The sequence below is a fragment of the Sphingomonas sp. DG1-23 genome, from assembly GCF_030730875.1.
Taxonomy (GTDB): Bacteria; Pseudomonadota; Alphaproteobacteria; order Sphingomonadales; family Sphingomonadaceae; genus Sphingomonas.
The window spans coordinates 403,398-429,171 of the sequence record NZ_JAVAMA010000001.1; the positions used below are offsets into that span (position 1 = coordinate 403,398).

34 protein-coding genes are annotated in these 25,774 nt (G+C 67.0%); 8 read left to right on the forward strand and 26 right to left on the reverse strand.

The window, feature by feature from the left end; genetic code table 11:
- Positions 1-2 precede the first annotated feature (2 nt).
- The 4 genes from Q9Q95_RS01720 to ispG form a co-directional block, all read right to left on the reverse strand.
- The gene (locus Q9Q95_RS01720) at positions 3-479 is read right to left on the reverse strand and encodes a GNAT family N-acetyltransferase (protein WP_306093331.1); all 477 of its coding nucleotides are present in this window, start codon (positions 477-479) and stop codon (positions 3-5) included.
- Positions 476-1,375, reverse strand: coding sequence for a DMT family transporter (locus tag Q9Q95_RS01725; protein ID WP_306093332.1), 900 nt, complete (start codon positions 1,373-1,375; stop codon positions 476-478). Before Q9Q95_RS01725 ends, Q9Q95_RS01720 begins: the two co-directional genes overlap by 4 nt.
- A gap of 42 nt (positions 1,376-1,417) precedes the next feature.
- Positions 1,418-1,897 (reverse strand): TIGR02281 family clan AA aspartic protease, encoded by a 480-nt coding sequence (locus Q9Q95_RS01730; protein WP_306093333.1) that lies wholly within the window; start codon positions 1,895-1,897, stop codon positions 1,418-1,420.
- 93 nt (positions 1,898-1,990) lie between these two features.
- On the reverse strand, positions 1,991-3,115 hold the full coding sequence (gene ispG / locus Q9Q95_RS01735; protein ID WP_306093334.1) for a flavodoxin-dependent (E)-4-hydroxy-3-methylbut-2-enyl-diphosphate synthase: 1,125 nt from the start codon (positions 3,113-3,115) through the stop codon (positions 1,991-1,993).
- A 90-nt stretch (positions 3,116-3,205) separates the two neighbouring features.
- Here ispG and Q9Q95_RS01740 point away from each other — a divergent pair, with 90 nt between their 5' ends.
- The 3 genes from Q9Q95_RS01740 to Q9Q95_RS01750 all read left to right on the forward strand — a co-directional run bounded on the left by Q9Q95_RS01740 (position 3,206) and on the right by Q9Q95_RS01750 (position 6,483).
- Positions 3,206-4,420, forward strand: a complete 1,215-nt coding sequence (locus Q9Q95_RS01740) for an acyltransferase family protein (RefSeq protein WP_306093335.1) — start codon at positions 3,206-3,208, stop codon at positions 4,418-4,420.
- 35 nt (positions 4,421-4,455) lie between these two features.
- Complete coding sequence (locus Q9Q95_RS01745; RefSeq protein WP_306093336.1) at positions 4,456-5,493, forward strand: isoaspartyl peptidase/L-asparaginase family protein; 1,038 nt, start codon at positions 4,456-4,458, stop codon at positions 5,491-5,493.
- Between the two features lie 144 nt (positions 5,494-5,637).
- Positions 5,638-6,483 (forward strand): S1/P1 nuclease, encoded by an 846-nt coding sequence (locus Q9Q95_RS01750; protein WP_306093337.1) that lies wholly within the window; start codon positions 5,638-5,640, stop codon positions 6,481-6,483.
- 68 nt (positions 6,484-6,551) lie between these two features.
- On the opposite strand, the gene Q9Q95_RS01755 is transcribed toward Q9Q95_RS01750, so the two are convergent.
- From Q9Q95_RS01755 to Q9Q95_RS01840, 18 genes are all read right to left on the reverse strand, one after another.
- A complete protein-coding gene (locus tag Q9Q95_RS01755) occupies positions 6,552-6,821 on the reverse strand; it encodes a hypothetical protein (RefSeq protein ID WP_306093338.1) in 270 nt (89 codons plus the stop codon).
- Positions 6,822-6,946: 125 nt separating this feature from the next.
- Positions 6,947-7,159 (reverse strand): PF20097 family protein, encoded by a 213-nt coding sequence (locus Q9Q95_RS01760; protein WP_306093339.1) that lies wholly within the window; start codon positions 7,157-7,159, stop codon positions 6,947-6,949.
- Between the two features lies 1 nt (position 7,160).
- The gene (locus Q9Q95_RS01765) at positions 7,161-7,385 is read right to left on the reverse strand and encodes a toxin-antitoxin system HicB family antitoxin (protein WP_306093340.1); all 225 of its coding nucleotides are present in this window, start codon (positions 7,383-7,385) and stop codon (positions 7,161-7,163) included.
- Positions 7,386-7,394: 9 nt separating this feature from the next.
- A complete protein-coding gene (locus Q9Q95_RS01770; RefSeq protein ID WP_306093341.1) occupies positions 7,395-8,300 on the reverse strand; it encodes an SPFH domain-containing protein in 906 nt (301 codons plus the stop codon).
- Between the two features lie 225 nt (positions 8,301-8,525).
- A complete protein-coding gene (gene pal, locus Q9Q95_RS01775; RefSeq protein WP_306093342.1) occupies positions 8,526-9,035 on the reverse strand; it encodes a peptidoglycan-associated lipoprotein Pal in 510 nt (169 codons plus the stop codon).
- Between the two features lie 51 nt (positions 9,036-9,086).
- Complete coding sequence (gene tolB, locus Q9Q95_RS01780; RefSeq protein ID WP_306093628.1) at positions 9,087-10,457, reverse strand: Tol-Pal system beta propeller repeat protein TolB; 1,371 nt, start codon at positions 10,455-10,457, stop codon at positions 9,087-9,089.
- An 11-nt stretch (positions 10,458-10,468) separates the two neighbouring features.
- Complete coding sequence (locus Q9Q95_RS01785) at positions 10,469-11,287, reverse strand: cell envelope biogenesis protein TolA (protein ID WP_371876660.1); 819 nt, start codon at positions 11,285-11,287, stop codon at positions 10,469-10,471.
- Positions 11,288-11,291: 4 nt separating this feature from the next.
- Positions 11,292-11,729 (reverse strand): protein TolR, encoded by a 438-nt coding sequence (tolR, locus tag Q9Q95_RS01790; protein WP_306093343.1) that lies wholly within the window; start codon positions 11,727-11,729, stop codon positions 11,292-11,294.
- 164 nt (positions 11,730-11,893) lie between these two features.
- Positions 11,894-12,583, reverse strand: coding sequence for a protein TolQ (tolQ, locus tag Q9Q95_RS01795; protein ID WP_306093344.1), 690 nt, complete (start codon positions 12,581-12,583; stop codon positions 11,894-11,896).
- Positions 12,584-12,590: 7 nt separating this feature from the next.
- Positions 12,591-13,037: a YbgC/FadM family acyl-CoA thioesterase gene (locus Q9Q95_RS01800; protein ID WP_306093345.1), complete on the reverse strand. Its 447-nt coding sequence runs from the start codon at positions 13,035-13,037 to the stop codon at positions 12,591-12,593.
- Between the two features lie 44 nt (positions 13,038-13,081).
- Entirely contained in the window at positions 13,082-14,104 is a 1,023-nt protein-coding gene (ruvB, locus tag Q9Q95_RS01805; RefSeq protein WP_306093346.1) for a Holliday junction branch migration DNA helicase RuvB, read from the reverse strand.
- Positions 14,101-14,544, reverse strand: a complete 444-nt coding sequence (locus Q9Q95_RS01810; protein WP_306093347.1) for a hypothetical protein — start codon at positions 14,542-14,544, stop codon at positions 14,101-14,103. The genes ruvB and Q9Q95_RS01810 overlap by 4 nt, the downstream gene beginning before the upstream one ends.
- A complete protein-coding gene (locus Q9Q95_RS01815; RefSeq protein WP_306093348.1) occupies positions 14,537-14,935 on the reverse strand; it encodes a GFA family protein in 399 nt (132 codons plus the stop codon). Before Q9Q95_RS01815 ends, Q9Q95_RS01810 begins: the two co-directional genes overlap by 8 nt.
- On the reverse strand, positions 14,932-15,525 hold the full coding sequence (gene ruvA, locus Q9Q95_RS01820; protein ID WP_306093349.1) for a Holliday junction branch migration protein RuvA: 594 nt from the start codon (positions 15,523-15,525) through the stop codon (positions 14,932-14,934). Before ruvA ends, Q9Q95_RS01815 begins: the two co-directional genes overlap by 4 nt.
- Before the next feature lie 72 nt (positions 15,526-15,597).
- Positions 15,598-16,092, reverse strand: coding sequence for a crossover junction endodeoxyribonuclease RuvC (gene ruvC, locus Q9Q95_RS01825; protein ID WP_306093633.1), 495 nt, complete (start codon positions 16,090-16,092; stop codon positions 15,598-15,600).
- Positions 16,093-16,234: 142 nt separating this feature from the next.
- Positions 16,235-16,978: a YebC/PmpR family DNA-binding transcriptional regulator gene (locus tag Q9Q95_RS01830; protein ID WP_306093350.1), complete on the reverse strand. Its 744-nt coding sequence runs from the start codon at positions 16,976-16,978 to the stop codon at positions 16,235-16,237.
- A gap of 236 nt (positions 16,979-17,214) precedes the next feature.
- Positions 17,215-17,454, reverse strand: a complete 240-nt coding sequence (locus Q9Q95_RS01835) for a DUF2312 domain-containing protein (protein WP_306093351.1) — start codon at positions 17,452-17,454, stop codon at positions 17,215-17,217.
- 113 nt (positions 17,455-17,567) lie between these two features.
- A complete protein-coding gene (locus Q9Q95_RS01840) occupies positions 17,568-17,939 on the reverse strand; it encodes a DUF1244 domain-containing protein (protein WP_306093352.1) in 372 nt (123 codons plus the stop codon).
- Positions 17,940-18,005: 66 nt separating this feature from the next.
- Between Q9Q95_RS01840 and pyk the strand changes: the two genes are divergently transcribed.
- A complete protein-coding gene (gene pyk / locus Q9Q95_RS01845) occupies positions 18,006-19,475 on the forward strand; it encodes a pyruvate kinase (RefSeq protein ID WP_306093353.1) in 1,470 nt (489 codons plus the stop codon).
- A gap of 134 nt (positions 19,476-19,609) precedes the next feature.
- On the opposite strand, the gene Q9Q95_RS01850 is transcribed toward pyk, so the two are convergent.
- Together Q9Q95_RS01850 and ykgO are read right to left on the reverse strand one after the other, a co-directional pair.
- Entirely contained in the window at positions 19,610-20,221 is a 612-nt protein-coding gene (locus Q9Q95_RS01850; protein ID WP_306093354.1) for an HAD family phosphatase, read from the reverse strand.
- Between the two features lie 8 nt (positions 20,222-20,229).
- Positions 20,230-20,355 (reverse strand): type B 50S ribosomal protein L36, encoded by a 126-nt coding sequence (ykgO, locus tag Q9Q95_RS01855; protein WP_066482602.1) that lies wholly within the window; start codon positions 20,353-20,355, stop codon positions 20,230-20,232.
- A gap of 161 nt (positions 20,356-20,516) precedes the next feature.
- On the opposite strand from ykgO, the gene Q9Q95_RS01860 reads away from it, so the two are divergent.
- From Q9Q95_RS01860 to Q9Q95_RS01870, 3 genes are read left to right on the forward strand one after another with little or no spacing between them, the layout of a single operon-like run.
- Positions 20,517-21,122 carry a DUF4136 domain-containing protein gene (locus Q9Q95_RS01860; RefSeq protein ID WP_306093355.1) on the forward strand — a complete coding sequence of 202 codons (606 nt, stop codon included), beginning with the start codon at positions 20,517-20,519 and terminating at the stop codon, positions 21,120-21,122.
- The gene (locus Q9Q95_RS01865) at positions 21,119-22,237 is read left to right on the forward strand and encodes a M14-type cytosolic carboxypeptidase (RefSeq protein WP_306093356.1); all 1,119 of its coding nucleotides are present in this window, start codon (positions 21,119-21,121) and stop codon (positions 22,235-22,237) included. The genes Q9Q95_RS01860 and Q9Q95_RS01865 overlap by 4 nt, the downstream gene beginning before the upstream one ends.
- On the forward strand, positions 22,237-22,692 hold the full coding sequence (locus tag Q9Q95_RS01870; RefSeq protein WP_306093357.1) for a GNAT family N-acetyltransferase: 456 nt from the start codon (positions 22,237-22,239) through the stop codon (positions 22,690-22,692). The genes Q9Q95_RS01865 and Q9Q95_RS01870 overlap by 1 nt, the downstream gene beginning before the upstream one ends.
- Here the strand turns inward: Q9Q95_RS01870 and Q9Q95_RS01875 are convergent.
- Complete coding sequence (locus Q9Q95_RS01875; RefSeq protein ID WP_306093358.1) at positions 22,689-24,227, reverse strand: sodium:proton antiporter; 1,539 nt, start codon at positions 24,225-24,227, stop codon at positions 22,689-22,691. The genes Q9Q95_RS01870 and Q9Q95_RS01875 overlap by 4 nt on opposite strands.
- Before the next feature lie 28 nt (positions 24,228-24,255).
- Positions 24,256-24,975 (reverse strand): dienelactone hydrolase family protein, encoded by a 720-nt coding sequence (locus Q9Q95_RS01880; protein WP_306093359.1) that lies wholly within the window; start codon positions 24,973-24,975, stop codon positions 24,256-24,258.
- 73 nt (positions 24,976-25,048) lie between these two features.
- Between Q9Q95_RS01880 and gpmA the strand changes: the two genes are divergently transcribed.
- Positions 25,049-25,735, forward strand: a complete 687-nt coding sequence (gene gpmA / locus Q9Q95_RS01885) for a 2,3-diphosphoglycerate-dependent phosphoglycerate mutase (RefSeq protein WP_306093360.1) — start codon at positions 25,049-25,051, stop codon at positions 25,733-25,735.
- Positions 25,736-25,774: the final 39 nt, after the last annotated feature.

Sequence of the window (25,774 nt, forward strand, 5' to 3'; positions counted from 1 at the left end):
TTCTATCTCCCCGCGAGCTCTGCCAGCGCGTCGCCGGCGACGCGCTGGACCCGCCATTCGTCCATGCCGACCGCGCCCATCGCGCGATAGAATTGAATCGCCGGCTCGTTCCAGTCGAGCACCGCCCATTCGAACCGCCCGCAGCCGCGATCCAGCGCCAGCCCGGCGAGATGGCGCAGCAGCGCCGTGCCGGTTCCCGAGCCGCGCGCGGCCGGAGTGACGTAGAGATCCTCGAGATAGAGGCCGGGCCGGCCGGTCCAGGTCGAGAAATTCTGGAAGAACAAGGCGAAACCGACCGGCGCGCCTTCCATCTCGGCGATCACCGCCTCGGCCGCCGGGCGCGCGCCGAACAAGGCGGCGGCGAGCATCTCCTCGGTCGCCTCGACGGCGTCGGGCTCGCGCTCGAACTCGGCGAGCTCGCGGACGAGGCGCAGGATCAGCGCGACGTCGGCGGGGGTGGCGGGGCGGATCTGGGTCATGGGAAGGCAGCCTCTGCTTCGGGCGCGGCACCATGGCCGCCTCTCTTGCGCGCGGCGAGCACGCAGCCCGCCACGATCAACACGGTGCCCGCGACGGTCGCGAGCGTCAGCTTCTCGCCGAACATCCACCAGCCCATCAGCGAGGCCCAGATGAAGGCGGTATATTCGACCGGCAACAGCACCTGCGCCTCGGCGCGGGCATAGGCCCAGGAGAGCAGGAGCAGCGAGGCAATCCCGACCAGCGCGGCGGTGCCGATCCCCGGCCAATGCTGCGCGGCGGGAATCGCGAGCCACCACGGCGCCGCCAGCGCGAGCAGGCCGAGGACGAACAGATTCTGGAAGAAGGCGATCTCGAGCGGTTTGGCGAGCTGGGCCTGGTGCCGCGCGACGACGAGGTTCATCGCATAGACCACCGCCGAGAACAGGACTGCGATCATGCCGAGCACGGTATCGTGGCTATGGGTGCCGCCGACCCGGCCGGCAACGACCACCGCCACGCCGGCGAGCCCGAGCAGCGATCCCCACAGCGATTGCGCGCCAATCCGTTCCTTGAGGAACAGAGCGGCGAGCCCGAGCGCGATCAGCGGGGCGATGAACGAGAGCGCGATCGCCTCGGCCAGCGGCACGCGCACGATCCCCCAGAAGAAGGCTATCGCCATCACCGCGACGAGGATGGAGCGGCCGAAATGCACCTTCATCGTCGCGCGGGTCGGCAAGGCCGGCCGGGTGCAGGCATAGATCGCACCGGTCAGCAGCACTGCGGCGCCGAGCCGCCAGACGAGCGTGTTATAGGCGCCGATCTCGATCGACACCGCCTTCATCACCGCGTCCATGATCGCATAGAGCGCGATTCCGGCCGAGGCGGCGCCGAGTGCAGCAGTGTGGGAAGCCCGCATCAGCCGCGCATAGCCGCCGCGCGCGGCCGCGTCACGCGCCGGCTAGCGCAGCCGCATCTCGTCGCCGGTCAGATGGACCGAGCGCAGCTTGCGCAGATAGGTCTGGCCGAGCAGCGACACGTCGAGATCCTCGACCACCGCGGCGTGGACGTCGCGGACGCGCTTGCCGTCGAGCACGATGTCGTCGATCACCACCCGCTCGCCATAGACATCGCCCGAAGCGCCGCGCGCGACGACGTCGAACTTTTCGGGATCGAACTTGATCCCGGCGCGGCGGGCGTCGTCGAGGGTGAGCGCGACCATGTCTGCACCGGTATCGACGACGAAGCGGACCGTCTCGCCATCGACCTGCGCGAAGGCGAAGAAATGGCCACGGCCGTCGGGGCGGATCACGGTCTCTTCGGGAATGTCGGCAGGTTCGGCCGCGGCTGCGGCCGGCACCGGCACGGAGGGGCGCTTGACCGGCGCCATCAGGCCGATGACGAGGCCGATCGCGATTACCGAGAGGAAGGCCCAGCGCATAGCGGGGCGAGAGTAACGCGAGAGGCTTACCAGCGGACTAACGCGCGATTACCGCTTCAAGCCCCTCCCCTGAAGGGGAGGGGCTTTAGGGAGCTACTCCGCCGCTTGCGCCGCCGCGCTTTCCGCGGCCTCGATCTCGGCCGCCTTGGCCTCGACCAATTTGACGATGTGCGACACCATGTCCGCGTCATGGACATGGTGATCGGTCACCCCCGACAGATAGACCATGTGCTTGCCGTTGCCGCCGCCGGTGATGCCGATATCGGTCTCGCGCGCCTCGCCCGGGCCGTTGACCACGCAGCCGAGCACCGAGAGGCTCATCGGCGTGCGGATGTGCTGGAGGCGCTCCTCGAGCGCCTGGACGGTGCGGATCACGTCGAAGCCCTGGCGGGCGCAGCTCGGGCACGAGACGACGCGGACGCCACGGTTGCGGATGCCGAGCGCCTTCAAAATCTCGAAGCCGACCCGGACCTCTTCCTCGGGCTCAGCCGACAGCGAGACGCGGATCGTGTCGCCGATGCCGTACCAGAGCAGGCTGCCGATCCCGATCGACGACTTGACCGTGCCGCCGACGAAGCCGCCGGCTTCGGTGATGCCGAGATGCAAGGGACAATCGACCTGATCGGCGAGTTGCTGGTACGCGGCGACCGCGAGGAACAGGTCGCTCGCCTTCACCGCGACCTTGAACTCGTGAAAGTCGCGGTCCTGGAGCAATTTGATGTGGTCGAGCGCCGATTCGACCAGCGCCTCCGGACAGGGCTCGCCATATTTTTCGAGCAGATCCTTTTCGAGGCTGCCGGCATTGACGCCGATGCGGATCGCGCAGCCGTTTGCCTTGGCGGCGTTGACCACTTCGTTGACCCGCTCCGCCGAGCCGATATTGCCGGGATTGATGCGGAGGCAGGCGGCGCCGGCATCGGCGGCCTCGAGCGCGCGTTTATAGTGGAAATGGATGTCGGCGACGATCGGCACGCGGCTGGCGCGGACGATCTGCCTGAGCGCGGCGGTGCTCTCGACATCGGGGCAGCTGACCCGGATGATGTCGACCCCGGCATCCTCGCAGCGGCGGATCTGGTCGATCGTCGCGCGCGGGTCGCTGGTCGCGGTGTTGGTCATCGTCTGCACCGTCACCGGCGCGTCGCCGCCGACGGGGACGTTGCCCACCATGATCCGGCGGCTTTGTCGACGCACGATATCGCGCCACGGGCGGAGGGACATGGGCTTCCTTGCTAACGCTTTGCTTACGAGGCTGCGCATATAGCCCTCCGCGCCCGCCCGCGAAAGGCGCGCGTGCCCAAGGACAAGGTTTTGACAGCGCCCGGCGCGACCATCGGCATTCCGCAGAGCCAGCGCCATTACGGGATGGACTGGCTGCGCATCGCCGCGTTCGGCCTGCTGATCGTCTATCACGTCGCGATGGTGTTCGCGCCCTGGGCCTGGGTGATCAAGACCAGCCATAGCTATCCGCAGCTGATCGCGCCGATGGCTTTGCTGACGCCATGGCGGCTGCCCTTGCTGTTCGCGGTCTCGGGATATGCCTCTCGGAAACTGTTCGACCGTGCGGGCGATGCCCCGGCATTCGCGCACTCGCGCGCGGTGCGGCTGCTGGTGCCGCTGGCGTTCGGGATGGCTGCGGTCGTGCCGGTCGAGATGTGGGTGCGCGTGCTGGAGACCGGCTATCCCCACGGTTACCTGCGCTTCTGGGCGGTGGATTATTGGCGCGCGGGCAGTTTCTACGGGCGCGAATTCCCGAGCTGGGAGCATCTCTGGTTCGTCGCCTATCTCGCTGCGTACAGCCTGTTGCTCGCGGGGGCGCTCGCATGGCGCGGGCCGGCGGTGCTGGCGGGGCTGGCCCGCATTGCCGACTGGCTGACCCGCGGGTGGCGCTTGCTGTGGGTGCCGGTCGCCGCCCTGGTCACCTTGCGGCTCGGGCTGTTGTTCGTCGTTCCCGAGCGGCAGGGTCTGGTGTCCGACTGGGGCGGCCACAGCCAATATCTGCCGCTGTTCCTGTTCGGTTTCGCGCTGGCCGGCGCGCCGCAACTATGGCGCGCGATCGCCCGGATGTGGAAAGCCGCGCTGGGCGTGACGGCGGTCGCCGGCATGGTGGTGGTCGCCATCGAAGTCGCCTTTCCGGGCACCGCGGTCCCGCCGCACGCGCTGATGGCGCTCGATCGGGCGGCGCGGGTGACGATGGCGTGGGGCATGATCCTCGCCTTGTTCCATGTCGCGGAGAATTGGTGGAACCGCGATCACCCATGGCGCAAGCCGCTCGCCGAGGCGGTATTTCCCTTCTACATCGTCCATCATCCGGCGATCGTGCTGATCGCGTGGTACAGCCTGCCGCTCGAGCTCGATCCGTTCGCCGAATTCGCGTTGCTGCTCGGCGGAACGATCGCGATCTGCCTCGCGGTCTGGGCTGTCGGACGCCGGATCGGCTGGCTGCGGCCGCTGATCGGGTTGCGGCCGGTGGCGCGGCGACCGCGATCTGCTACGGAGGCGGCATCGATCCCCGGAGTGCCGTAATGCGCCTCTTGCCTCTCTTGCTCGGAGCCCTTTTCATGCCGCTGGCAGCCCAGGCCCAAAGTCAATCGGCGCAAAAGCCCAAATGGACCCTGCTGATCCATGGCGGCGCCGGAATCATCGAGAAGGGCAAGCTCACCCCCGAGCAGGAGGCCGGCGCCACCGCCGGGCTCGACGCGGCGCTCGATGCGGGATCGAAGGTGTTGGCTGCGGGTGGCTCGTCGCTCGATGCCGTGCAGGCGGCGGTGCAGGTGCTCGAGGACGATCCGCATTTTAATGCCGGGCGCGGCGCGGTGTTCACCTGGGACGCGAAGAACGAGCTCGACGCCGCGATCATGGACGGGCGCAACCGCGCCGCGGGATCGGTCGCGAGCACGACGACGACGCGCCACCCGGTCGCCGCGGCGCGCGCGGTGATGGAGAAGAGCCCGCACGTGATGCTGTCGGGCGCGGGCGCCGACCAGTTCGCGCGCGAGCAGGGGCTGGAACAGGTCGACAACAGCTGGTTCGCGACTCCCGAGCGCCGCCGGCAGCTCGACAAGATGAAGGCCAATGACAAGCTCGGCTGGTTCGACGTGGATTTGAAATACGGCACGGTCGGCGCGGTCGCGATGGACCAGGACGGCCATGTCGCCGCGGCGACCTCGACAGGAGGCCTCACCGGCAAGCGCTGGGGCCGGATCGGCGACGCCCCGATCATCGGCGCGGGCACCTATGCCGACGATCGCGCCTGCGCGGTCTCGGCGACCGGCGCCGGCGAATTCTTCATCCGGGTCGGCGTCGCGCACGAGATTTGCGCGCGGGTCCGCTTCGCGCAGCAGCTCGCGCTCGGAGATCGCGGCATCAGCGCCGCCAGCCCCGGCGCCGCGCCGCACGCGGCGACGGGGTACGGCGTGGATTATCAGGACGTGGCCGACGCCGTGATGGCCGAGGTCAAGCAACTCGGCGGAACCGGCGGCGTCATCGTGGTCGGGACCGAGGGCGAGATGGTGTGGAGCTTCAACACGCCGGGCATGTATCGGGGCCGCGCCTCCTCCGGCGGCGACCGGGTGGTGGCGTTTTACGGCGAGGACTGATTCAATCCTCTCCCGGAGGGGGAGGTGGCAGCCGCAGGCTGACGGAGGGGTATTCTCCACAGACCGTATCGCTCGTGGAGAATACCCCTCCGCCGCTTCGCGGTCCCCCTCCCCCTCCGGGGGAGGATTGGCTATGGCAGCACCATGATTCGAAAGCTTCTGCTCCCGCTGTTGGCTATGCTCGCCGCGTTGCTCCCCGCCCAGGCCAATGCTTATTGGGAATATGGCCATGAGACGGTCGCGGCGATCGCGTACCGCAACGTCACCCCGGCGGTGCGCACCGAGATCGGCAAATTGCTCGCGCATCAGGCGTTGCTCGAGACCCCGACCTGTCCGGCGCGGACGATCGAGCAAGCGAGCGTCTGGGCCGATTGCATCAAAGAGCTCGGGCCGCGCTTCAGCTATGCCTATAATTGGCACTATCAGAACGTGAACGTCTGCAAGGACTTCACGCTCAAGGGCAATTGTCCCGACGGCAATTGCGTCTCGGCGCAGATCGAGCGCGCCGCCAAATTGCTCAAGGATCGCAAGGTGCCGGTGCGCGAGCGGGTGATGGCGCTCGCCTTCCTCGTCCATTTCGTCGGCGATCTCCACCAGCCGCTCCATGCCGGAGACCGCGGCGACCTCGGCGGCAACCGGGCGCGTTCGACCTATGGCCTCTATTCGACCGAGAGGCTCAACCTCCATTCGATCTGGGACGGGCTGCTCGCCGAGCGGGCGATCTCGACGCCGCCGTCGCTGGTCCGGGCCTATTCGGCCGAAGAGCGCGCGGCAGTGAATGGCGGCAGCATCGAGGATTGGAGCCGCGACAGCTGGCAGGTCGCACGCGACGTGGTCTATGGCAGCGCCTATGGCGATCCGTGCGGGCCGGTGCCCGAGCGGGCGAAGCTCGACGAGGCGATGATCGAGAAACTGATCGAGCCGGCGCGGCAACAATTGGTCAAGGGCGGGCTGCGGCTGGCGCGGCTGCTGGATGAAGCTTTGGGGTAATTCCCTCATCCTCCCCCGCAAGGGGGAAATGTCAGGCACAGCCTGACGGAGGGGGGATTCAAGAATGGCTACTCCCGGTCGCCCCAGCGCCATCTCCAGCCACCGTCGGTCTTGATCCAGCACAGCCAGAGCGCGCCGGCGAACAGCGGAATGAACAGCAATTGATAGAGTGCGCTGCGCTGGGTAAGGCCGGTGATCCCGCCGGCAACCAGCATGGTCGCGAGCACCAGCGCCCATCCCTGCCACGTCGCGGGGACCACGCCCCAGCCGTAGCGCTTCTGCGCGAACCAATAGCCGGGACGGACGCGATAGCCGTTGCGGATCCAGTGCGGGATCATGCCAGTGCGATCACGATCCCGCCGGCGAGCAGCATCAATGCCGCGCCGACGAGCCAGGGAAGCCGCTTCGCATTGCTGTGAATCACCATCATCATCGCGTGTCTCCTCGATCAGATTTGCAGGACTCAGTTCTTCGCGTAATTTTCGAGAAAGCCGCAGCGGCCGCAGCGCCATGCCTGGATGTCGATCGGCTTGTGCGGCAGCTTCAGGCCGAGCAGCAGAAGCTTTCTCGGCGGCCCAGCCACCCAGCTTGTGGCGCGGCGATACGTGTCGCGTCCGGTGAGGGTGAAGCCTTGCTCCATCGTCCCCTGGCATTTCGGGCAAGTATGCGCACGCATCTCACTCTCCCTTTTCGGTCTCGGACAGATCCTGTCGCGGCGGGCGCCCGCGCTTCGCGCGTACCGGCTCCGCCAATTTCACGCCGCGACGTCCCAGCGCCTCGCGCAACAGGCATTCGACCTGCGCGTTGACGCTGCGCAGGTCGCTCGCCGCCGCGCGCTCGATCGCCGCGTAGAGTGCGGGATCGAGACGCAGCGGGAACGCCTTTTTGGGGGGTGCCGACACGCGCACTTCCTATTGGTAGAGCGAGCCTGCATTGACGACGGGCTGGGTGTCACGCTCGCCGCACAATACCACCATCAGGTTCGAGACCATCGCTGCACGGCGCTCGTCGTCGAGCTCGACGACATTCTTGGCGCTGAGCTGGTCGAGCGCCATCTCGACCATGCCGACCGCGCCCTCAACCAGGGTCTGGCGCGCCGCGACCACGGCCTGGGCCTGCTGGCGGCGCAGCATCGCCCCGGCGATCTCCTGTGCGTAAGCGAGGTGGGTGAAGCCGCACTCGTCGACGGTGATCCCCGCGACGGTGAGCCGCGCGATCAGTTCGGTGCGCAATTCGTTGCCGACCTGATCGTGGTTGCCGCGCAGCGTGATCTCCTGATGCTCGAAATCGTCATATGGATAACGCGAGCCGATCGTGCGCACCGCAGCCTCGATCTGGACGTTCACGAACGCCTTGTAATCGTCGACGTCGAACAGCGCCTGCGCGGTATCCGTCACGCGCCAAACCACTTGCGCCGCCATCTCGATCGGATTGCCGCGCAGATCGTTGACCTTGATCCGCTCGGAAATGATGTTGTTGGCCCGTACCGAGACCTTCTTCTTGAGCATCCACGGCCATGTCCAGCGCAGTCCGGTGGTGCGATCGGTGCCGCGATAGTCGCCGAACAGCAGCACCACCGCCGCCTGATTGGGCTGGAGAAGATAGAAGCCGGCGATGACGAACAGGAACAGGGTGCACGACAGGAACAGCGTCAGGACGATGACCCAGTCGGCGACCCGATCGATCTGGCCGACCGCCGCCGCCACGCCCGCAATCGGCAACAGCAATATGAGCAGCATGCCATAACCGCTCATGGTGTGCGCCCCGCGCTCGCTGCTCTGTCGCAGGGCAGACGCCGCGCCACGAATATCCGTCATCACTGCCTCCCGTTATTGTGATATCACTTTTATATCGGGATAGACATGCTTGCAAGCGCAATCGGCGGACATGCGAACGCCGCCGATCCCGCGAGGATCGACGGCGTTTTCTTGCGGGTGTCGATTTGATCCGATGATTGCCACCGAGCCGGAGAGTCTCTTGGGCGCGCAGACGCGCGCACCCACCCCAGCCCCTCCCTGCGAGCAGGGAGGGGGGCATCGACCTCAATTGATGACGACGGTCACCGCGCGGCGGTTCTGCGCCCAGCTGGCTTCGTCCGAGCCCAGGGCGATCGGGCGCTCCTTGCCATAGCTGATCGTGGTGATGCGGGTCGCCGAGACGCCGCGCGCCGCGAGATAATTCTTCGCGGCATTGGCGCGGCGATCGCCGAGGCCGAGATTATATTCGCGGGTGCCGCGCTCGTCGGCATGGCCCTCGAGCGTGATCCGCGCCTCGGGATGCGCGACGAGCCAGCTGGCCTGGCTGTCGAGGATCGAACGCGCTTCGGAATCGATATCATATTGGTCGAGCGCGAAATGCACGGTGTCGCTGGTGACCTCGCGCTTGAACTGCTCGTTGAGGCGCCCGGCGAGCGTATCGCTGCTCTCGCCGCCATCGGTGGCAACCGGCGTCTCGGTGGGGGCCGGCGGCAGCTCGGGCGGTCGCTTCTTGGCGCAGCCCGCGGTGGCGACAAGCGCCAGGCCCAGAACCAGGCCGGTCGTCATCTTGGCCATCTTATTCCTCCTCTAGTCGTGATTTCTGCAGCAACCCGCTTGCGTAACGTTTCAGGGGCGAATCGGTCCCCAGCTCGGATCCGAGCCGTCGAGCGGCGTCGGGATCTTGCGCGCGTTGACCCCGGTGAGATCGACCGACCACAAATCGGGCTTGCCCGAGCCCTGTGACGCCCGGAAGAACATCAGCACGCGGCCGTTGGGCGACCAGGTCGGGCCTTCGTCGCCCCATGCATTGGTGAGCAATTTCTCGCCGCCGCCGCTGGCGTTCATCACCCCGATGCGGAACGCGCCGCCGCCGGTGCGGGTGAAGGCGATCAGATCGCCGCGCGGGCTCCATACCGGGGTGGCATAGCGCCCGCCGCCGAAGCTGATCCGCTTCTGGTTCGAACCGTCGGCGTTCATCACGTAAAGCTGCTGGGTGCCGCCGCGATCGCTTTCGAAGACGATGCGGCTGCCGTCGGGCGAATAGCTGCCGCCGGTGTCGATGCCGGGCACGTTGGTCAGCCGCTGCGGCTGGCCGCCGTTCACCGAGATGCGATAGATGTCGGTATTGCCCGCCACCGACATCGAGAACAGGATCGAGCGTCCGTCAGGCGAGAAATGCGGCGCGAAATTCTGGCTGACATTCTCGACCAGCCGGCGGTTGGTCCGCGCGGACATATTGTAGATCCAGATCGACGGGCGCCGATTCTCGTAGCTCATATAGACGATCGCGTTCTGCTTCGGCGACATGCGCGGGGTGAGCACGATGTTCTGGCCGTTGGTCAGGAAACGATGATTGGCGCCGTCCTGATCCATGATCGCGATCTGCTTGCGGCGTTTCCCCTTGGGACCCTGCTCGGCGACATAGACGATCTGGCTGTCGAAATAGGGGCCCTCGCCGGTGAGCCGGGTATAGATCGAATCGGCGCATTTGTGCGCGGCGCGGCGCCAGTCGCCGGGCGAGACGACGAAACCCTGGCGGACCAGTTCGGTCTGCGCGGCGAGATCGTAGAGGTAGCAGCCGATCGTCAGCGTGCCGTTGCCATTGGCGCGGACATAGCCCTGGACCAGCGCCTGCCCGCCGCTCCACCCCGCATAATTGGGCTGGGTGACTTCCGAATAGGCGATGCCGCGCGCCGCATTGGGGCCGACGGTCTTGAACAGGCCGGTGTTGCGGAGATCGTCGTCGACGATCTGGGCGAGCTTGCGCCCGAGCTCGTCGGTGGAACCCGCCGGGGTCGAGGCGACCGACGAAGTCGGCATCGCCGGGATCAGGATCGGCAGCGGGGCGGACATGCCGCCCTCGACATCGACGACGAGGCCGCCGGACTGATCGTCCTGGTTGCTCGCGCCGATCGGCGGGGGCGTCACCACCTGTGCGTTCGCGACACCTGCGGAGGTCGCCGCCAGTGCGGCCAGCGCGATCGGGATTGTTCGCATCATCTCGTTCCTCAGCTCGTCAATCGATATCGAAGGGTGAAGCTCTTCCAGCCATTGGGCACGTCGTAGAGCTCGGCCGGCAGCCCGCGCAGCGGCGAGCAGGCCGCGAAGATCGCGCGCACCGCATCGTCGACGCGCTCGACATAACGCTGGTTGCCATCGTCGACCCCGGTATGGCCCATGATGCGCGGCGGTCCGGCCAGCGAGCCGTCCTTGTTGATCCGCAGATTGACCGTGACGCGGATCTGGTCCGCGCCTGGGCCGGGATTGACCTGGCGATTGGCGCAGGGCTGGACCTGGCGCTGGATCGCCGAGCCGATATCGGCGGCGGCCTTTGCCGACATCTTCGCGGCGGGCGGCGTGGTCGCGCTGCCCTGGCGGTTGTTCGAGCGGCCAAGATCGAGCCCGTCGAGATTGCCGGTCGGGCGCACCGCACGGCGGGTCGGCTGCGGGGTGGATGCCGGCGCGGCGGTGACCGGCTTCGAAGGCGGCGCCGGCCTGGCTTTGGGCGCGGGCGCCGGCTTGGGCGGGCTCGGTTGCGGCTTCGCCGCCGGCTCGGGCTCGGGCTCGGACACCGGTTCGGGCGGCGCGCTGTCGGGCTCGACCGGGGCTTCGACCGGCGACTTCTTCGCCGCTTCGGGTTCGCTGCTGATCACCGGTGCGGTGCTTTCGAGCCCGACATCCTCGGCGAAGGACACCGCGATCGGCGTGCTGACCAGCATGTCGGGGTTGGGGGATTCTAGAAAACCGATCGAGAGCAGCTTGAACAGCGCCGCGTGCAACGCCACCGCGACGGCGAGTCCGCCCATTTCGGCGCGAGTCAGTGCCATCGCGTCACTTGCTCGCGGCGTTGGTCAGCAGCGAGACGCGGTTGAGCCCGGCGCGGTTGAGCTCGCCCATCACCCGCATGACCTTGCCATAGCCGAGACCCTGATCGGCACGCAGATAGATTTGCGGCGGCTTGCCGTCGGCGCCCTTTCGCGTCGCGACCTGACCGAGCATGCCGGCAAGGCCGGCATCGTCGACCGGCTCGTCGTCGACGAATACCTGACCCTTGTCGTCGATCGCGATCTGGACCGGCTTCTGCTCCTGATCGAGCGCCTTGGCGCGGCTCTCGGGCAGGTCCACCGGCACGCCGGCGGTGAGCAGCGGCGCAGTGACCATGAAGATGATCAGCAGCACCAGCATGACGTCGACCAACGGCGTGACGTTGATGTCGGCCATCGGCGCGCGGCGCCCGCGGCCCCGGTTCGAGGGGAGATGCATGGCCATGCCTCAATTCCTCCCCGGCACGGGGAGGGGGACCAGCCGCAGGCTGGTGGAGGGGGTCCGCTCTCCGCGGACGAAATCGCTGGAGGAGGGCGGGGGCCCCTCCACCACGCCGCTTCGCGACGCGGTCCCCCTCCCCGTTCCGGGGAGGAATTTTGGGGCCAGCCTCACGCCTCCATCTCCAGGCGGCGGCTCAGCGTCGCGTGGAAGCCGTCGGCGAAGCGGTTGAGGCGTTGCTCGACGCGGTTGATCGCGTGGCTGTAGCGATTGTACGCGATCACCGCGGGGATCGCCGCGAACAGGCCGATCGCCGTGGCGAACAAGGCCTCGGCGATGCCCGGCGCAACCACCGCGAGCGACGAATTCTGCTCGGCGGCGATGCTGGTGAAGCTGCGCATGATTCCCCAGACCGTGCCGAACAACCCGACGAACGGCGCGACCGCGCCGACCGTGGCGAGGAAATTGAGCCGATCGGCGAGACGATCGATCTCCTGCGCGACTGCCGCGCCCATCGCGGTGGCGAGCCGATCGCGCGTACCGCCGCGGTCGATCGACTTGCCGGTGGTCGAGCGGCGCCATTCGGTGACGCCGGCCGAGAAGACCCGCGCGATCGGCTGATCGCGGCTGGCGACGCGGCGGTGGAACTCGTCGATATCGTCGGCCTCGCGATATTCGGTCTCGAAGCCGGCGATGTCGCGCTTCACCGCGCCGACGCGGAAGCCGAAGCTGAGGATGATCGCCCAGGTCCACAGGCTGGCGAGCAGCAGGCCGATCATCACGCCGCGGACGACCCAGTCCGCCTGAAGGAACAAAGCGACGGGCGACATGGTCGCGGCGGCGGTATTCAGGAACAACATGTCGAGCTCAGTTTCCCTTCCATAGCAACGGTTCGAACGCCGCCATCCATTCTGCCGGCTGGCGCCGCGGCCGACCTGCCGGGGAGACGAACGCCGCCTCGACTTCACCTTGGGCCACGATTGTTTCGCCGCGCATGACTCGTTGCTGAATGACCACGGCGGCAGCGCGCAACGTCACAAGCCGGCTGACGACGATCAGTTCCTCGCCGAGCCGCGCCGGACTGCGATAGTCGAGCCGGACGCTGCGCAGCGCATAAGCGCCTTGGCCGGCTTCGAGAACGGCGCGCTGGTCGACCCCTGCGGCGAGCAGCATGTCCGAGCGGCCGCGCTCCATGTAGCGCAGATAATTGGCGTGGTAGACGACACCGGTGAGGTCAGTATCCTCGAAATAGACGCGTAGCGCGAAATGATGCTCGAGGCCCTCGAAGCGGCCCAAGGCGGAGAGCGCGTGCATGCCGCGGCCTTAACCAAGCTTAAGACTCGGGGGAACCCCTGCCCTCAGTCGAACAGCCCTTCCTGCGCGGTGGGCGGAGGGTTGAGCCCGAGATGCTTCCAGCCCGCGGCATTGAGGCAGCGCCCCCGCGCCGTCCGCGCGATCATGCCGATCTGGATGAGATAGGGCTCGATCACTTCCTCGATCGTGTCACGCGGCTCGCTGAGCCCCGCCGCGAGCGTCTCCACGCCCACCGGACCGCCGCGATAGATGTCGGCGATCATCATCAGATAGCGCCGGTCCATATTGTCGAGCCCGAGCCCATCGACCTCGAGCCGGGTCAGCGCGGCGTCGGCGACCTTGGCGTGGACGGTCTCCTCGCCGGCGACATTGGCGAAATCGCGCACCCGGCGGAGCAGCCGCCCGGCGATGCGCGGGGTGCCGCGCGAACGCTTGGCGATCTCGTGCGCGCCGTCCGGAGCGACATGCAAGTCGAGCAGAGTCGCCGCGCGGGTGACGACGCGCTCGAGCTCGTCGACGGAGTAGAATTGGAGGCGGACCGGGATTCCGAAACGATCGCGCAACGGGGTGGTGAGCAGCCCCTGCCGGGTGGTCGCGCCGACGAGGGTGAAGCGCGGCAAATCGATCCGCACCGAGCGCGCCGAGGGTCCCTCGCCGATCATCAGGTCGAGCGCGCGATCCTCCATCGCAGGATAGAGGACCTCCTCGACAGCGGGATTCAGCCGGTGGATCTCGTCGATGAACAGCACGTCGCCGTCCTCGAGATTGGTGAGCAGGGCCGCGAGATCGCCCGACTTGGCGATCACCGGACCCGAAGTCGCGCGGAAGCCCACCCCCATCTCGCGCGCGACGATCTGCGCGAGCGTGGTCTTGCCGAGCCCGGGCGGGCCGAAGAACAGGACGTGATCGAGCGCCTCGCCACGCTGCTTCGCCGCCTGGATGAAGATACGCAGATTTTCGCGCGCGCCCTTCTGGCCGACGAACTCGTCGAGATGCTTCGGGCGCAATGCGGCGTCGATGTCCTCGGGCTTGCGCATGGGGGCGAGGATACGATCTGCGTCGGTCATTGGGCTGCGGACCGATAGGCGGGATCGGTGATATAGGCGTCGAGTTCCTTCGTGCTGCGTTTGCGTCGCGGCGGACCAAGCGGATCGTGCCGTTGCAGCGCGTGGAAGTACAAAATGCCGTTCTCGATGCGGGACGCGGTGCCGACGGCATACGCCTCGCCATTCATGATCCCCCATCGTGCGCAGGAGCTACCGAGATCGGTCGTCACGATGACGCGATCCGCCCCCGCGATCCGTTCGAAGGGTTCTATCAGAACACCCTCGGCCGTCGGCCCTCTCACCCGCTCGATCCTCAGCCTGACTACCATCGTATCAGCGTCACGCGACGGCATCGTGAGGGTGAAGGCGTAGCTCTCGAATTCCGGCCCAAGACAGGCACGCGCCGGGCCCGCGCTCAATATAAGCGCAGCGGCGGCGGCGAGGATCCGTAGCTCAATCACAATGCTCTACCCCCTCCCCGACGATCTCGATCCAAGCGTGCTTGCGCACTTCCCAGACCGAAAAATTCGGCCGCGGGAAATCCGGATCGGCGAAGCCGCCGATTGCAATCGCGATCAGATCGGGCAGTCCGCCGCCCTGATACCAGACGGTCCCGCCGCAGACGGGGCAAAAATGGAAGTGGGTGAGATGGCCGCTGTCGGAGAGGTGCACCCATTCCTTCGCCTCGCCTTCGAACCGTACCTGCTCGGTCGGGAAGCGGGCCTGCGCGGCGAAGGCCGAGCCGCTGCGCCGCTGGCAATCGAGGCAATGGCACACCGAGATCCGTACCGGCTCGCCATGACATTCGACCCGGAGCTGCCCGCAGCGGCAGGTGGCAACGCGCGACGTCACTTCGCCGCCTTGCGCAGCGCGAGCCGGACCAAAGCGTCGAGCGTCGCGCCGGCACCGAGCTCGTCATTGGCGGCGCTGACCGCGTTGCTCGCCTCGGCAGGCTTGAAGCCGAGGTTGAGCAGCGCCGAAACCGCGTCCCCTGCGGCGCTGCCCGCCGGGGCCGGAGCGCCGGCGCCTCCGCCCAGCACGATGCCGGCCTTGTCCTTGAGCTCGTTGACGATGCGCTGGGCGAGCTTGGGGCCGACGCCGTTGGCGCGCGCGATCATCGCCGAATCGGCGCGGGCGACCGCAGTGCGAAGCTCGTCGGGCGCGAGGATCGACAGGATCGCCAGCGCGACCTTGGCGCCGACGCCCTGGACATGGGTGAGCAGCTTGAACCAGTCGCGCTCGTCGGCCGAGGCGAACCCCATCAGCCGGATGAAATCCTCGGCGACGAGCATCTCGGTGTGGATCGTAACCGGATCGCCGACCATGCCGAGCTTCTCGAGCGTCTTGGCCGACGCCCCGACCAGATAGCCGACACCGTTCACGTCGATCACCGCGTGATCGGCGCCGGTCGCCGCCAGCCTGCCCTTCAGATGCGCGATCACGCCCGACACTCCGTTCGCCCGGTATTAGGGCTGCTTTTGTTCTTCTGGCGAAAGAACCGCGCTTCGACAAGCTCAACGCGAACGGGAGAGGGTCCGTGCGCTCGCCAGATGATGCGCGTGGCAGATCGCCACCGCGAGCGCGTCGCCGGCATCGGGACCGTCAATCTTCACGCCGGGCAGCAGCCGCGCGATCATGGCATGGACCTGCGCCTTTTCGGCGCCGCCGGTGCCGACCACGGCCTTCTTGACCACGCCGGGCGAATATTCGCCGACATCGAGCCCCGCGCGCGCCGCCGCGCAGAGCACCACCCCGCGCGCCTGGCCGAGCTTGAGCGTCGATTGCGCGTTCGAATTGACGAAGACTTCCTCGCAGGCCGCGGCTTGCGGGGCATGATCGGCGATGATCGCCGCGAGCATGCTGTCGAGATGCGCGAGCCGGCGCGCGAGCGGCGCCTGCGGGTCGGTCCTGAGCTTGCCGTTGGCGACGTGGCTGAGCCGATTGCCCTCAGCGCGGACGATCCCCCAGCCGGTGGTGCCGAGCCCGGGATCGAGGCCGAGGATGATCAGTTTCCCTCTCCCATCGGGAGAGGGAGGGAGCCGCGAAGCGGCGGAAGGGTGAGGATGACGTGGTGAAGGCCGTCGCCCTCACCCTTCCCACTGCCTTCGGCAGCGGGCCCCTTCCCTCTCCCGACGGGAGAGGGAGGCTGGATCAACCCAATTTCTCCATCACTTCGTCGGAGACTTCGTAATTGCCCCAGACGGTCTGGACGTCGTCGTCGTCGTCGAGCGCGTCGATCAGCTTGAACAGAGTCGCCGCGTCGCCTTCTTCGACCGCGACCATGGTCTGCGGACGCCAGGCGAGCTTGGCGCCTTCAGCCTCGCCGAGCACCGGCTCCAACGCCTTGGCGACTTCGTGGAGATCGCCCTGCGCAGTCCAGATCTCGTGGCCGTCCTCGGAGCTCGTCACGTCCTCGGCGCCGGCTTCGAGCGCGGCTTCGAACACCTTGTCGGCGTCGCCGGCCCTGGCGGGATAGTTGATCAGCCCCATCCGGTCGAAGGCATGGCTGACCGACCCCGGCGCGCCGAGATTACCGCCATTCTTGCTGATCGCAGTGCGGACGTTGGTCACGGTGCGGTTGCGATTGTCGGTCAGCGTCTCGACGATCAGGCTCACCCCGCCGGGGCCGAACGCCTCGTAGCGGATTTCCTCGTAATTCTCGGCATCGCCCTTGCTCGCTTTGTCGATCGAGCGCTGGATATTGTCCTTGGGCATCGACTGCGCCTTGGCGGCGTTGACCGCCGCGCGCAGACGCGGATTCATGTCGGGATCGGGCAAGCCCATCTTGGCCGCGACGGTGATTTCGCGGCTGAGCTTGGAGAACATGCCCGAGCGCTTCTTATCCTGCGCGCCCTTGCGGTGCATGATGTTCTTGAACTTGGAATGGCCTGCCATGGCGCTCTCTTCGAAAAGGGTTGGGCGTCTCTAGTGCAGCGGCTGGTCCGGGTGCAATCAGGTTCGCGCGAAGGCGCGAAGACGCGAAGAGAATATTCGCGCAGAGGCGCAGAGAGCGCAGAGGCATTTTTGGACAGCCGCATCGCCTCGGCGACGCCTCCAGATATGATCAGGGCGCTGTGCGCCGTTCCCGATCTCTGCGTCCTCTGCGCCTCTGCGCGAAAACTATTTTTGCCTCAGTGCAGGCCGAGCGCGTTGCGATAGGTTTCGAGCAGGGCGTCGGCCTCGTCGCGGTGATGCTTCTCCATCTTCCGCAGGCGGACGATGTGGCGCATCGTCTTGACGTCGAAGCCGGTCGACTTGGACTCGGCATAGACGTCCTTGATGTCGTCGGCGATGCCCTTCTTCTCTTCCTCGAGACGCTCGATGCGCTCGATGAAGAGGCGCAGCTGTTCGGCGGAAACGGTATCGGACATCGGGGACTCCTGCGGTTCGGATGCCGCGCCCGCACAGATCCGCACCTGCGGTCCGGGGATCGGCGATAAGATGGAGCGGCGCGCTTAAAGGAGGTGCGCGCCGCGCTCAAGCCCTAGCGACCGGGCTCGCTCATCGAAGGCGGATCGCTGGCGGGGAAACTGTCGTCGAGCGCATCGTCGAGCAATTCCTCGCGGTGATTTTTGGCGAGGCTCGCGTCCATGCGGGCAAGCTGTTCGGGACTCGCCTCGCTCTGGTGCCGCGCTTTCCATTCGGCGAAGGGCATGCCGTAGATCAGTTCGCGCGCTTCGTCCTTCGACAGGCCGCCGTCGGCCTCCTGCACCCATTCGGCGAGGCAATTGCGGCAGAAGCCGGCGAGTCCCATCAGGTCGATATTCTCGGCATCGCTGCGATGCCGCAGATGCCGGACGAGCCGCCGGAACGCCCGTGCCGCCACTGCGTCGTCTATAGTCTCGAGTGTCGGCACCGTGACCTCCGTGGTTGATCGATTCAGATTAACGGCTAGAGGCAGGCGCGCACAAGGATGACAGCGATGACAAAGACGATAAGCCCGCGAAGCCGTAAAGTCCGCGTCCTCGCGACGCTGGGGCCCGCCAGCAACAGCTTCGAGATGATCGAGAAGCTGTTCGAGGCGGGCGCCGATGCCTTCCGCGTCAACATGAGCCATGGCGATCAGGCATCGAAGGTGCCGGTGATCGAGGCGATCCGCGCGCTCGAGAAGAAATATGGCCGGCCGACGACGATCCTCGCCGATCTGCAGGGACCGAAATTGCGCGTCGGCAAATTCGCGGAAGGCAAGGTGGTGCTGGCGACGGGCGACACCTTCGTCCTCGATCGCGACTCGACGCCCGGCGACGCCAGCCGCGTCGAGCTGCCGCACCGCGAGATCTTCGAGGCGGCGCACGCCGATGCCCGGCTGCTGCTCGACGACGGCAAGATGGTCCTGCGGGTGACCTCGGTCGAGAAGGACCGGTTGGTCACGCGGGTCGAGGTCGGCGGGACCTTGTCCAACTCCAAGGGACTCAACGTTCCCGACATGGTGCTGCCGCTTGCCGCGCTGACCGAGAAGGACCGCAGCGACCTTGGCTTCGCGGTCGAGCAGGGGGTCGACTGGATCGCACTCAGCTTCGTCCAGCGCCCCGAGGATCTGATGGAGGCGCGCCGGCTGATCGGCGGCAAGGCAGCGCTGCTCGCCAAGATCGAGAAGCCGAGCGCGATCACCCGGCTCGAGGAAATCGTCGAGCAATGCGACGGCGTGATGGTCGCGCGCGGCGATCTGGGCGTCGAGCTGCCGCCGCAGAGCGTTCCGCCGCTGCAGAAGCGCATCGTCGAGACCGCGCGGCGGATGGGCCGCCCGGTGATCGTCGCGACGCAGATGCTCGAATCGATGATCGAATCGCCGTCGCCTACCCGCGCCGAAGTCTCCGACGTCGCCACCGCGGTCTATGACGGCGCCGACGCGATCATGCTCTCGGCCGAGAGCGCCGCGGGCAAATGGCCGTGCGAATCGGTGGCGATGATGAATTCGATCGCCGACGCGGTCGAGCGCGACCCCGCGCATGGCGACCGCGTCCACTTCACCGTCACCCGCCCCGATCCGACCACCGCCGACGCGCTTGCCGAGGCGGCGAAGAACATCGCGCGGACGGTTTCGGCATCGGCGATCGTGTGCTTCACCAGCTCGGGCTCGACCGCGCGGCGAATCGCCCGCGAACGGCCGACCGTGCCGATCATGGTGCTGACTCCGAAGATCGAGACCGCGCGGCGCTCGGGGCTGCTCTGGGGCAGCCACGCGGTCCACACCCGCGACGTCGAATCGTTCGAGGAGATGGTCGGCAAGGCGAAGCGCATGGCGCTGCGCCAGGCGCTGGCCGGCGCGGGCGACCGCATCGTGGTGTGCGCGGGCGTGCCGTTCGGAACGCCCGGGTCGACCAACGTGCTGCATGTCGTCACGATTCTCGGCGACGAGCTGAAGAATTATCAGGGGCCCGAGGGCGGCTGAGGATCAAGCTCGTTCTCGTCCGTCACCCCGGCCTTGTGCCGGGGCCCACCGGGAGGCAAACGACGGTCACGAACGGCGAGGGCAACGAGTGCCGCGCAGTGGACCCCGGCACAAGGTCGGGGTGACGGCAGCTTTTAGAGCAATCCGAATCGCACCAGTTCGGCGCGGAACGCGGCGGCGGCGGTGAACAGCACGCCGTGAATCCCGGCGGCATTGGCGCCTTCGACATTGGCGGGGCTGTCGTCGACGAACAGCGCGTCGGGCCCCTCAAGCCCGAATCGCCTCAGTGCCAGCGCATAGATCGCGGGATCGGGCTTCACGAGCTTTTCGTCGCCGGACACGACGATATCGCGGAAGCGATCGAACAGTTCGGCATAGTCCGGCACCCATTCGCGCCAGAACTCGCCCGAGAAATTGGTGATCGCGAACAGAGGAACACCTGCGGCGTCGAGTTCGCGCACGAGCTCGAACATGCCCGGCACGGCATGCGGAATCGTCTCGCCGAAGCGCGGGCCCCAAGCCTGGATCAGCGCCGCATGCTCGGGAAATTGCGCGCTCAGCTCGGCCGAGGTTTCGGCGAACGGGCGTCCGGCATCATGCTGGAAATGCCATTCCTTGGTGACGACGTTCGCCAGAAACGCTTCGAGCGCCTGATCGTCCTCGATCAGGCGCTCGTAGAGGTAACGCGGATCCCATTCGACGAGGACCCTGCCGACATCGAAGATGACGGCCTTCGGCGTCCCCACGCGCGGAATTAGCCCTGGCGGGCCTTGAACCGGCGATTCGTCTTGTTGATCACGTAGATCCGGCCGCGGCGACGAATCACGCGGTTGTCGCGGTGGCGCCCCTTGAGCGACTTCAATGAATTCACGATCTTCATGACCGATTCGCTTCTCAAATATCTGATGCTGGAAAAGAGGCGCCCGCCTAATGGGGGAGCGCCTCCAAGTCAAGGCGCTGGCGCCCTTGCGGAACCGACTCCATCGCGGCAGGGTTGAGCTGCGGCGGGGCGTTCTCCCCGCGAGACAGGAGGCGTGCCCCGTGAACAAGGTCCTCAGCATCGCAGTAGCGGGCGCGGCGCTCTTCGCGGGCGGCTGCACCACGACGCGCACCGCGCCGGTGGAAGTCACGCGCTATCATCTCGGCCAGCCGATGGAGCGGACCACCGTCGCGGTCGAGCCGATGAGCGGCGCGGCGCAGATCAGCCCCGAATATCAGCTTTATGCCGATGCGGTGGCAGCCGAGCTCGAACGCCTCGCTTATGTCCAGTCGCGCAGCGACATGGCTTCGGGCTATATCGCCGCGGTCTCGTTCACGCGCTCCCAGCTCGGCAGCTATCGCGAGCAGCCGCCGGTTTCGATCGGTCTCGGCGGCGGCGGGATCAGCGGCGGGCGGCGCGGCGGCGTCGGGCTCGGCGGGGGTCTCTCCTTCGGAATTGGCGGAAAGACCCGGCAGGTGATCGGCTCCGAGCTGGCGGTGCAGTTGCGCCGGCGCAGCGACAACACCACCGTCTGGGAAGGCCGCGCCGTCACCGAATCGGTGAGCGGCAAGCCCGGCAGCGATCCGCGCGAGGCGGCGACACGGCTCGCCCGGGCGCTGTTCAGGGACTTCCCAGGCGAGTCCGGGGTGACTACCACGGTCAAATGAGCATCCAGATCAACGCCGCCTTCGACGGCGGCAACATCCGCGTGGTGGCCGTGGACGGCGACCGGGTCGACCTCGAGATCGTCACCGATCATCTGTCCGACTTCTATCAATGGTTCCACTTTCGCCTGTCCGGCGCGAAGGGGCGCACCCTCACCTTCCGAATCCTCAATGCCGGCGGCGCGGCCTATCCGTTCGGTTGGCCGGGTTACAAGGCGCGCTGGAGCACCGACCGCGAGCATTGGCGGACGACCGACGCCGACTATGCCGATGGCGTGCTCAGCTTCACCCGGCCGATCGATTCGGAGATCGTCTGGTTCGCCTATTTCGCGCCCTATTCGATGGAGCGGCATCACGATCTGGTGACGCGCATCGCCGCACAGCCCGGCGTCACCCATCGCGAGCTGGGCGTGACGCTCGACGGCCAGCCGATCGACTGCCTGAGCCTCGGCGAGGGTCCGAAGCAGGTCTGGCTCTATGCCCGCCAGCATCCCGGCGAGACCATGGCCGAATGGTGGATCGAAGGCGCGCTGGAGAAATTGACCGACCTCGACGATCGCACCACGCATGCGCTGCGCGAAAAGGCGACCTTCCACATCGTCCCCAACATGAACCCCGACGGGTCGCGCCGCGGGCATCTGCGCACCAATGCCGCAGGAATCAACCTCAACCGTGAATGGCACTCGCCGAGCGCGGAGAAGAGCCCCGAGGTCCTCGCGGTGCGCAACCGGATGGACGAGACCGGCGTAGCCTTCGCGATGGACGTACATGGCGACGAGGCGATCCCCGCCAATTTCCTCGCCGGCTTCGAGGGCATTCCGAGCTGGACCGACGAACTCGGCGAGAAATTCTACAATTTCGCCCGCCGGCTCGCCGATTCCACGCCCGAATTCCAGCTCGATCTCGGCTATGAGAAAGCCGCGCCCGGACAGGCCAATCTGGCGATGTCGACCAACCAGCTGGCCGAGCGGTTCGGCGCGGTATCGATGACGCTCGAAATGCCGTTCAAGGATCACGACGCCAATGCCGATGCCGAATTCGGCTGGTCGCCGGCGCGCTGCAAAGTCCTCGCGCATGCCTGCCTCGACACGCTCGCCGGCATGATCGACGAAATCTGATGGAGATACGCGAGGGAGGACTCGACGACCCGCAGGTCGTCGCGCTGCTGAACGTGCATTTCGCGGGGATGCTCGCGAATTCGCCCAAGGACAGCTGCCACTTTCTCGATCTCTCCGGGCTGCGTGCGCCCGGCGTCACCTTCTGGAGCGCCTGGGACGGGGCGGATCTGCTCGGCTGCGGAGCGCTCAAGCAGCTCGACCCGCAGCATGGCGAGATCAAGTCGATGCGTACCGCAGCCGAGCATCTGCGCCGCGGCACCGGCGCGGCTCTGGTGTCGCACATCCTCGGCGTCGCGCGTGGGCGGGGCTATAAGCGGCTGAGCCTCGAAACGGGTTCGGGACCGGCATTCGAGCCGGCGATCGCGCTGTACCGCCAGTTCGGCTTTACCGATTGCGCGCCGTTCGCCGATTACAAGGAAGACCCGTTCAGCCGGTTCATGTCGCGGGTGCTCTAACCCTCCTCGATCGTGCGCTGCTCCGCCGGGCCGATGGCGAGTTCGTGCCAGTCGAGCGCTTCCTGCAGGCGCTCGAATTCCTCCGCGCCGATCGCGTCCGTGTCGCGCAGCGCGTGCAGGCGTTCGCGCTGCGCCGCGATCGCCTTGAGCTTGAGCCGCTGCCGCGCGAGGAAATCGTCGCACGCCTCGCCGCCATCGAGCGCCGCGCGATCGATCTCGAAATGGCGCCGCATGTCTTCGGCGACGTGCCCGCTTTTTCCTTCGAGCGCGGCGATTCCGGCCTCGGCGAGCGCGCGCTGTGCATCGACTTTCTCGCGATGATCGTTGCCCTCGCCGAGCCCGAGCAGGCGGATCAACGGCGTGAGCGTCAGCCCCTGCAGCACGAGTGTGGTCAGCACCACTGCGAAGGCGGCGAGCACGATCAGGTCGCGCTGGGGGAAATCATTGGGCAATGCGAAGGCGGTGGCGAGCGTGACCAGCCCGCGCATCCCGCACCAGCCGACCACAATGCCTTGCGCGAAGCTGGCCGGCTCGGCCTCGCCGCGCAGCACCGCGAATCGCGCGGCGAGACGGTTATAGACCAGCACCCAGACGATGCGGGTGACGATCACGGCCGCCACGACCATCGCCGCGACGCCGGCGGCCTCGCGCAGCCGTGCGGGATCCATCCCGCCGACGATCGCCCGTGCCTGCATCCCCATCAGCAGGAAGGCGACGACGTTGAGCACGAACACCGCGACGCCCCACACCGCGAACGACTGGATGCGGTTGCGCGCGTCGATCTTCATCCGCGGATCGTTGGCGATGAACATCGCCATCGTCACCACGCAGAGCACTGCCGACAGCCCGAGCCGCTCGGCGACCAGCCACGCGATGAAGGTGTTGACGAATTCGAGCAGATTCCCGCCGAACGAGCTGCGCGTATAGGGGATGATGTAGCGGAACGCCCAGGCGAAGAAGAGCCCGAGCGCGATCCCGCCGGGTACTGCGAAGCCGAGCTGGAGCGCGACCTTGCCGTCGATCCCGCCATGGCTCTGGATCGCCACCGCGGCGCTGAACAGCAACAGCGCAGTGGCGTCGTTGAGCAGGCTCTCGCCGGTGAGCTCCTGAACGGCCCGGCGCGGCAATCTGGCCGAGCGCAGCACCGTCGTCGCCGCGGCGGCATCGGGCGGGGCGACGATCGCGCCGAGGGTGATCGCCGCAGCGAGCGGCAGTCCGGCAAAGGTCCAGCCGATCCACGCGACAACCGCAGTAGTGAGCAGGACCGCAACCACCGCGAGCGCGACCAAAGGTCGCCAGAGCTTGCGGACTGCGGCGAGCGGGAAATCGAAAGCCGCATCGAGCAATACCGGCGCGATGAACAGAGCGAGCGCGGTATGGCCTTCGAGTGCGATCGCCGGGCTTCCCGGAACCAGCGCGACGACCACGCCCGCGGTCGCGAGCATCGTCGGATACGGAATCCAGCTTCGCCGTGCGACTTGCAGCAGCACGACCGCGAGGAGCAGCAGCGCGACGAGGCTTTCGAAGAAGGTCATTAACCCATGCTAACGCACCGAAGGCGTTTCAGGCGAACAATCGTTCGAGGAAGTCGGTCATCGCGCGCCAGCTGCGCCTATCGGCACGCGGTTCATAGGCGATCGGCCCGGGCCCGGCCCTGCCCGCATCGGTGAAGGCGTGGCCGGCATGACCGTACGCGTGAAGCTGCCAGTCGGCGCCGCTTTCGGTCAGTTCGTTGGCGAGCGCGACCGTCGTCTCGGGCGGCGAGATCGGGTCGTCCCAGCCGTGGCAGATCAGCAGCTTCGCAGCGATCGGCGACACGCTCGCGTAATCGGGGCGGTCATAGACGCCGTGAAACGACACGCCGCCGCGGATGGCGAGCCCGGCGCGGGCCATGTCGAGCACGCATTTTCCGCCGAAGCAGAAGCCGATCGCCGCGGCCTTTTCGGGGTCGGCCTGCGGCAAGCCGGTGAGTGCGGCAAGCGACGCGGCGAGGCGGTCGCGGAGCAAGGCGCGATCGGCATTGAGTGCGTCCATGTAATGGCTGCGGTTCTCGGATCCGAGCGTAGTACGCTTGCCCTGCCCGAACAGATCGGCGGCAAACGCAACATAGCCGAGCCCGGCGAGAGCCTCGGCCTTGCAATTGTCCGCTTCCTTCTGGCCGAGCACATTGGGGAGGACGAGCAGGCACGGACGCGGGCCTTCGACGGCATCGTCCCACGCCGCGACTCCCTCGAACGGGCCGCCGGGACCGCCATGAACCAGAGCCTGCCGAACGATCGCCATGGCGCATCTCCCTTTGCGAAGCCGCGCCATCTCTCTATCAGCCGCGGCGAACGTTCAAGCCGAAGGAGCCGTCATGCCCACGCTCGTCCTCATCCGCCACGGCCAGTCGGCGTGGAATCTGGAGAATCGCTTCACCGGCTGGTGGGACGTCAACCTGACCGATCAGGGAATCGAGGAAGCCAAGGCCGCGGGCAAGCTGCTCGCCGACAAGGGCCATGACTTCGACCAATGCTATACCAGCCTGCAGACCCGGGCGATCAAGACGCTCAACCTCGCGCTCGAGGAAATGGGCCGGCTCTGGCTTCCGGTCGAGAAGGACTGGGCGCTCAACGAACGGCATTATGGCGGGCTGACCGGGCTCAACAAGGCCGAGACCGCGAAGATTCATGGTGACGAGCAGGTCCAGATCTGGCGCCGCGCGTTCGACATCTCGCCGCCTTTGGGCGCGGCGGACAGCGAGTTCGACCTGTCGAAGGACCGCCGCTACGCCGGGATCAAGATCCCGCAGACCGAGAGCCTCAAGGACACGATCGCGCGCGTCCAGCCTTATTGGGAGAAGAAGATCGCGCCCGACCTGAAAGAGGGCAAGCGCGTGCTGGTCTCGGCGCACGGCAATTCGCTGCGCGCGCTGGTCAAGCATCTCTCTGGCATCCCCGATGCCGAGATCGTCAACCTCGAGATCCCGACCGGGCAGCCGATCGTCTACGAGCTGGACGAGGCGCTGGTGGCGACGGATCGGTACTATCTGAGCGAGCGGTAAGCGGCTCGCAGGCTCGAGATTTTGTTCGCGCAGAGGCGC

Excerpts from the sequence above, each read along its gene's own strand:
- Q9Q95_RS01720 (WP_306093331.1), bottom strand. The coding sequence starts at position 479 with ATGACCCAGATCCGCCCCGCCACCCCCGCCGACGTCGCGCTGATCCTG.
- Q9Q95_RS01725 (WP_306093332.1), bottom strand. The coding sequence starts at position 1,375 with ATGCGGGCTTCCCACACTGCTGCACTCGGCGCCGCCTCGGCCGGAATC.
- Q9Q95_RS01730 (WP_306093333.1), bottom strand. The coding sequence starts at position 1,897 with ATGCGCTGGGCCTTCCTCTCGGTAATCGCGATCGGCCTCGTCATCGGC.
- ispG (WP_306093334.1), bottom strand. The coding sequence starts at position 3,115 with ATGTCCCTCCGCCCGTGGCGCGATATCGTGCGTCGACAAAGCCGCCGG.
- Q9Q95_RS01745 (WP_306093336.1), top strand. The coding sequence starts at position 4,456 with ATGCCGCTGGCAGCCCAGGCCCAAAGTCAATCGGCGCAAAAGCCCAAA.
- Q9Q95_RS01750 (WP_306093337.1), top strand. The coding sequence starts at position 5,638 with ATGATTCGAAAGCTTCTGCTCCCGCTGTTGGCTATGCTCGCCGCGTTG.
- Q9Q95_RS01755 (WP_306093338.1), bottom strand. The coding sequence starts at position 6,821 with ATGATCCCGCACTGGATCCGCAACGGCTATCGCGTCCGTCCCGGCTAT.
- Q9Q95_RS01760 (WP_306093339.1), bottom strand. The coding sequence starts at position 7,159 with ATGCGTGCGCATACTTGCCCGAAATGCCAGGGGACGATGGAGCAAGGC.
- Q9Q95_RS01770 (WP_306093341.1), bottom strand. The coding sequence starts at position 8,300 with ATGACGGATATTCGTGGCGCGGCGTCTGCCCTGCGACAGAGCAGCGAG.
- pal (WP_306093342.1), bottom strand. The coding sequence starts at position 9,035 with ATGGCCAAGATGACGACCGGCCTGGTTCTGGGCCTGGCGCTTGTCGCC.
- tolB (WP_306093628.1), bottom strand. The coding sequence starts at position 10,457 with ATGCGAACAATCCCGATCGCGCTGGCCGCACTGGCGGCGACCTCCGCA.
- Q9Q95_RS01785 (WP_371876660.1), bottom strand. The coding sequence starts at position 11,287 with ATGGCACTGACTCGCGCCGAAATGGGCGGACTCGCCGTCGCGGTGGCG.
- tolR (WP_306093343.1), bottom strand. The coding sequence starts at position 11,729 with ATGGCCATGCATCTCCCCTCGAACCGGGGCCGCGGGCGCCGCGCGCCG.
- tolQ (WP_306093344.1), bottom strand. The coding sequence starts at position 12,583 with ATGTTGTTCCTGAATACCGCCGCCGCGACCATGTCGCCCGTCGCTTTG.
- Q9Q95_RS01800 (WP_306093345.1), bottom strand. The coding sequence starts at position 13,037 with ATGCACGCGCTCTCCGCCTTGGGCCGCTTCGAGGGCCTCGAGCATCAT.
- ruvB (WP_306093346.1), bottom strand. The coding sequence starts at position 14,104 with ATGACCGACGCAGATCGTATCCTCGCCCCCATGCGCAAGCCCGAGGAC.
- Q9Q95_RS01830 (WP_306093350.1), bottom strand. The coding sequence starts at position 16,978 with ATGGCAGGCCATTCCAAGTTCAAGAACATCATGCACCGCAAGGGCGCG.
- Q9Q95_RS01835 (WP_306093351.1), bottom strand. The coding sequence starts at position 17,454 with ATGTCCGATACCGTTTCCGCCGAACAGCTGCGCCTCTTCATCGAGCGC.
- pyk (WP_306093353.1), top strand. The coding sequence starts at position 18,006 with ATGACAAAGACGATAAGCCCGCGAAGCCGTAAAGTCCGCGTCCTCGCG.
- ykgO (WP_066482602.1), bottom strand. The coding sequence starts at position 20,355 with ATGAAGATCGTGAATTCATTGAAGTCGCTCAAGGGGCGCCACCGCGAC.
- Q9Q95_RS01865 (WP_306093356.1), top strand. The coding sequence starts at position 21,119 with ATGAGCATCCAGATCAACGCCGCCTTCGACGGCGGCAACATCCGCGTG.
- Q9Q95_RS01870 (WP_306093357.1), top strand. The coding sequence starts at position 22,237 with ATGGAGATACGCGAGGGAGGACTCGACGACCCGCAGGTCGTCGCGCTG.
- Q9Q95_RS01875 (WP_306093358.1), bottom strand. The coding sequence starts at position 24,227 with ATGACCTTCTTCGAAAGCCTCGTCGCGCTGCTGCTCCTCGCGGTCGTG.
- Q9Q95_RS01880 (WP_306093359.1), bottom strand. The coding sequence starts at position 24,975 with ATGGCGATCGTTCGGCAGGCTCTGGTTCATGGCGGTCCCGGCGGCCCG.
- gpmA (WP_306093360.1), top strand. The coding sequence starts at position 25,049 with ATGCCCACGCTCGTCCTCATCCGCCACGGCCAGTCGGCGTGGAATCTG.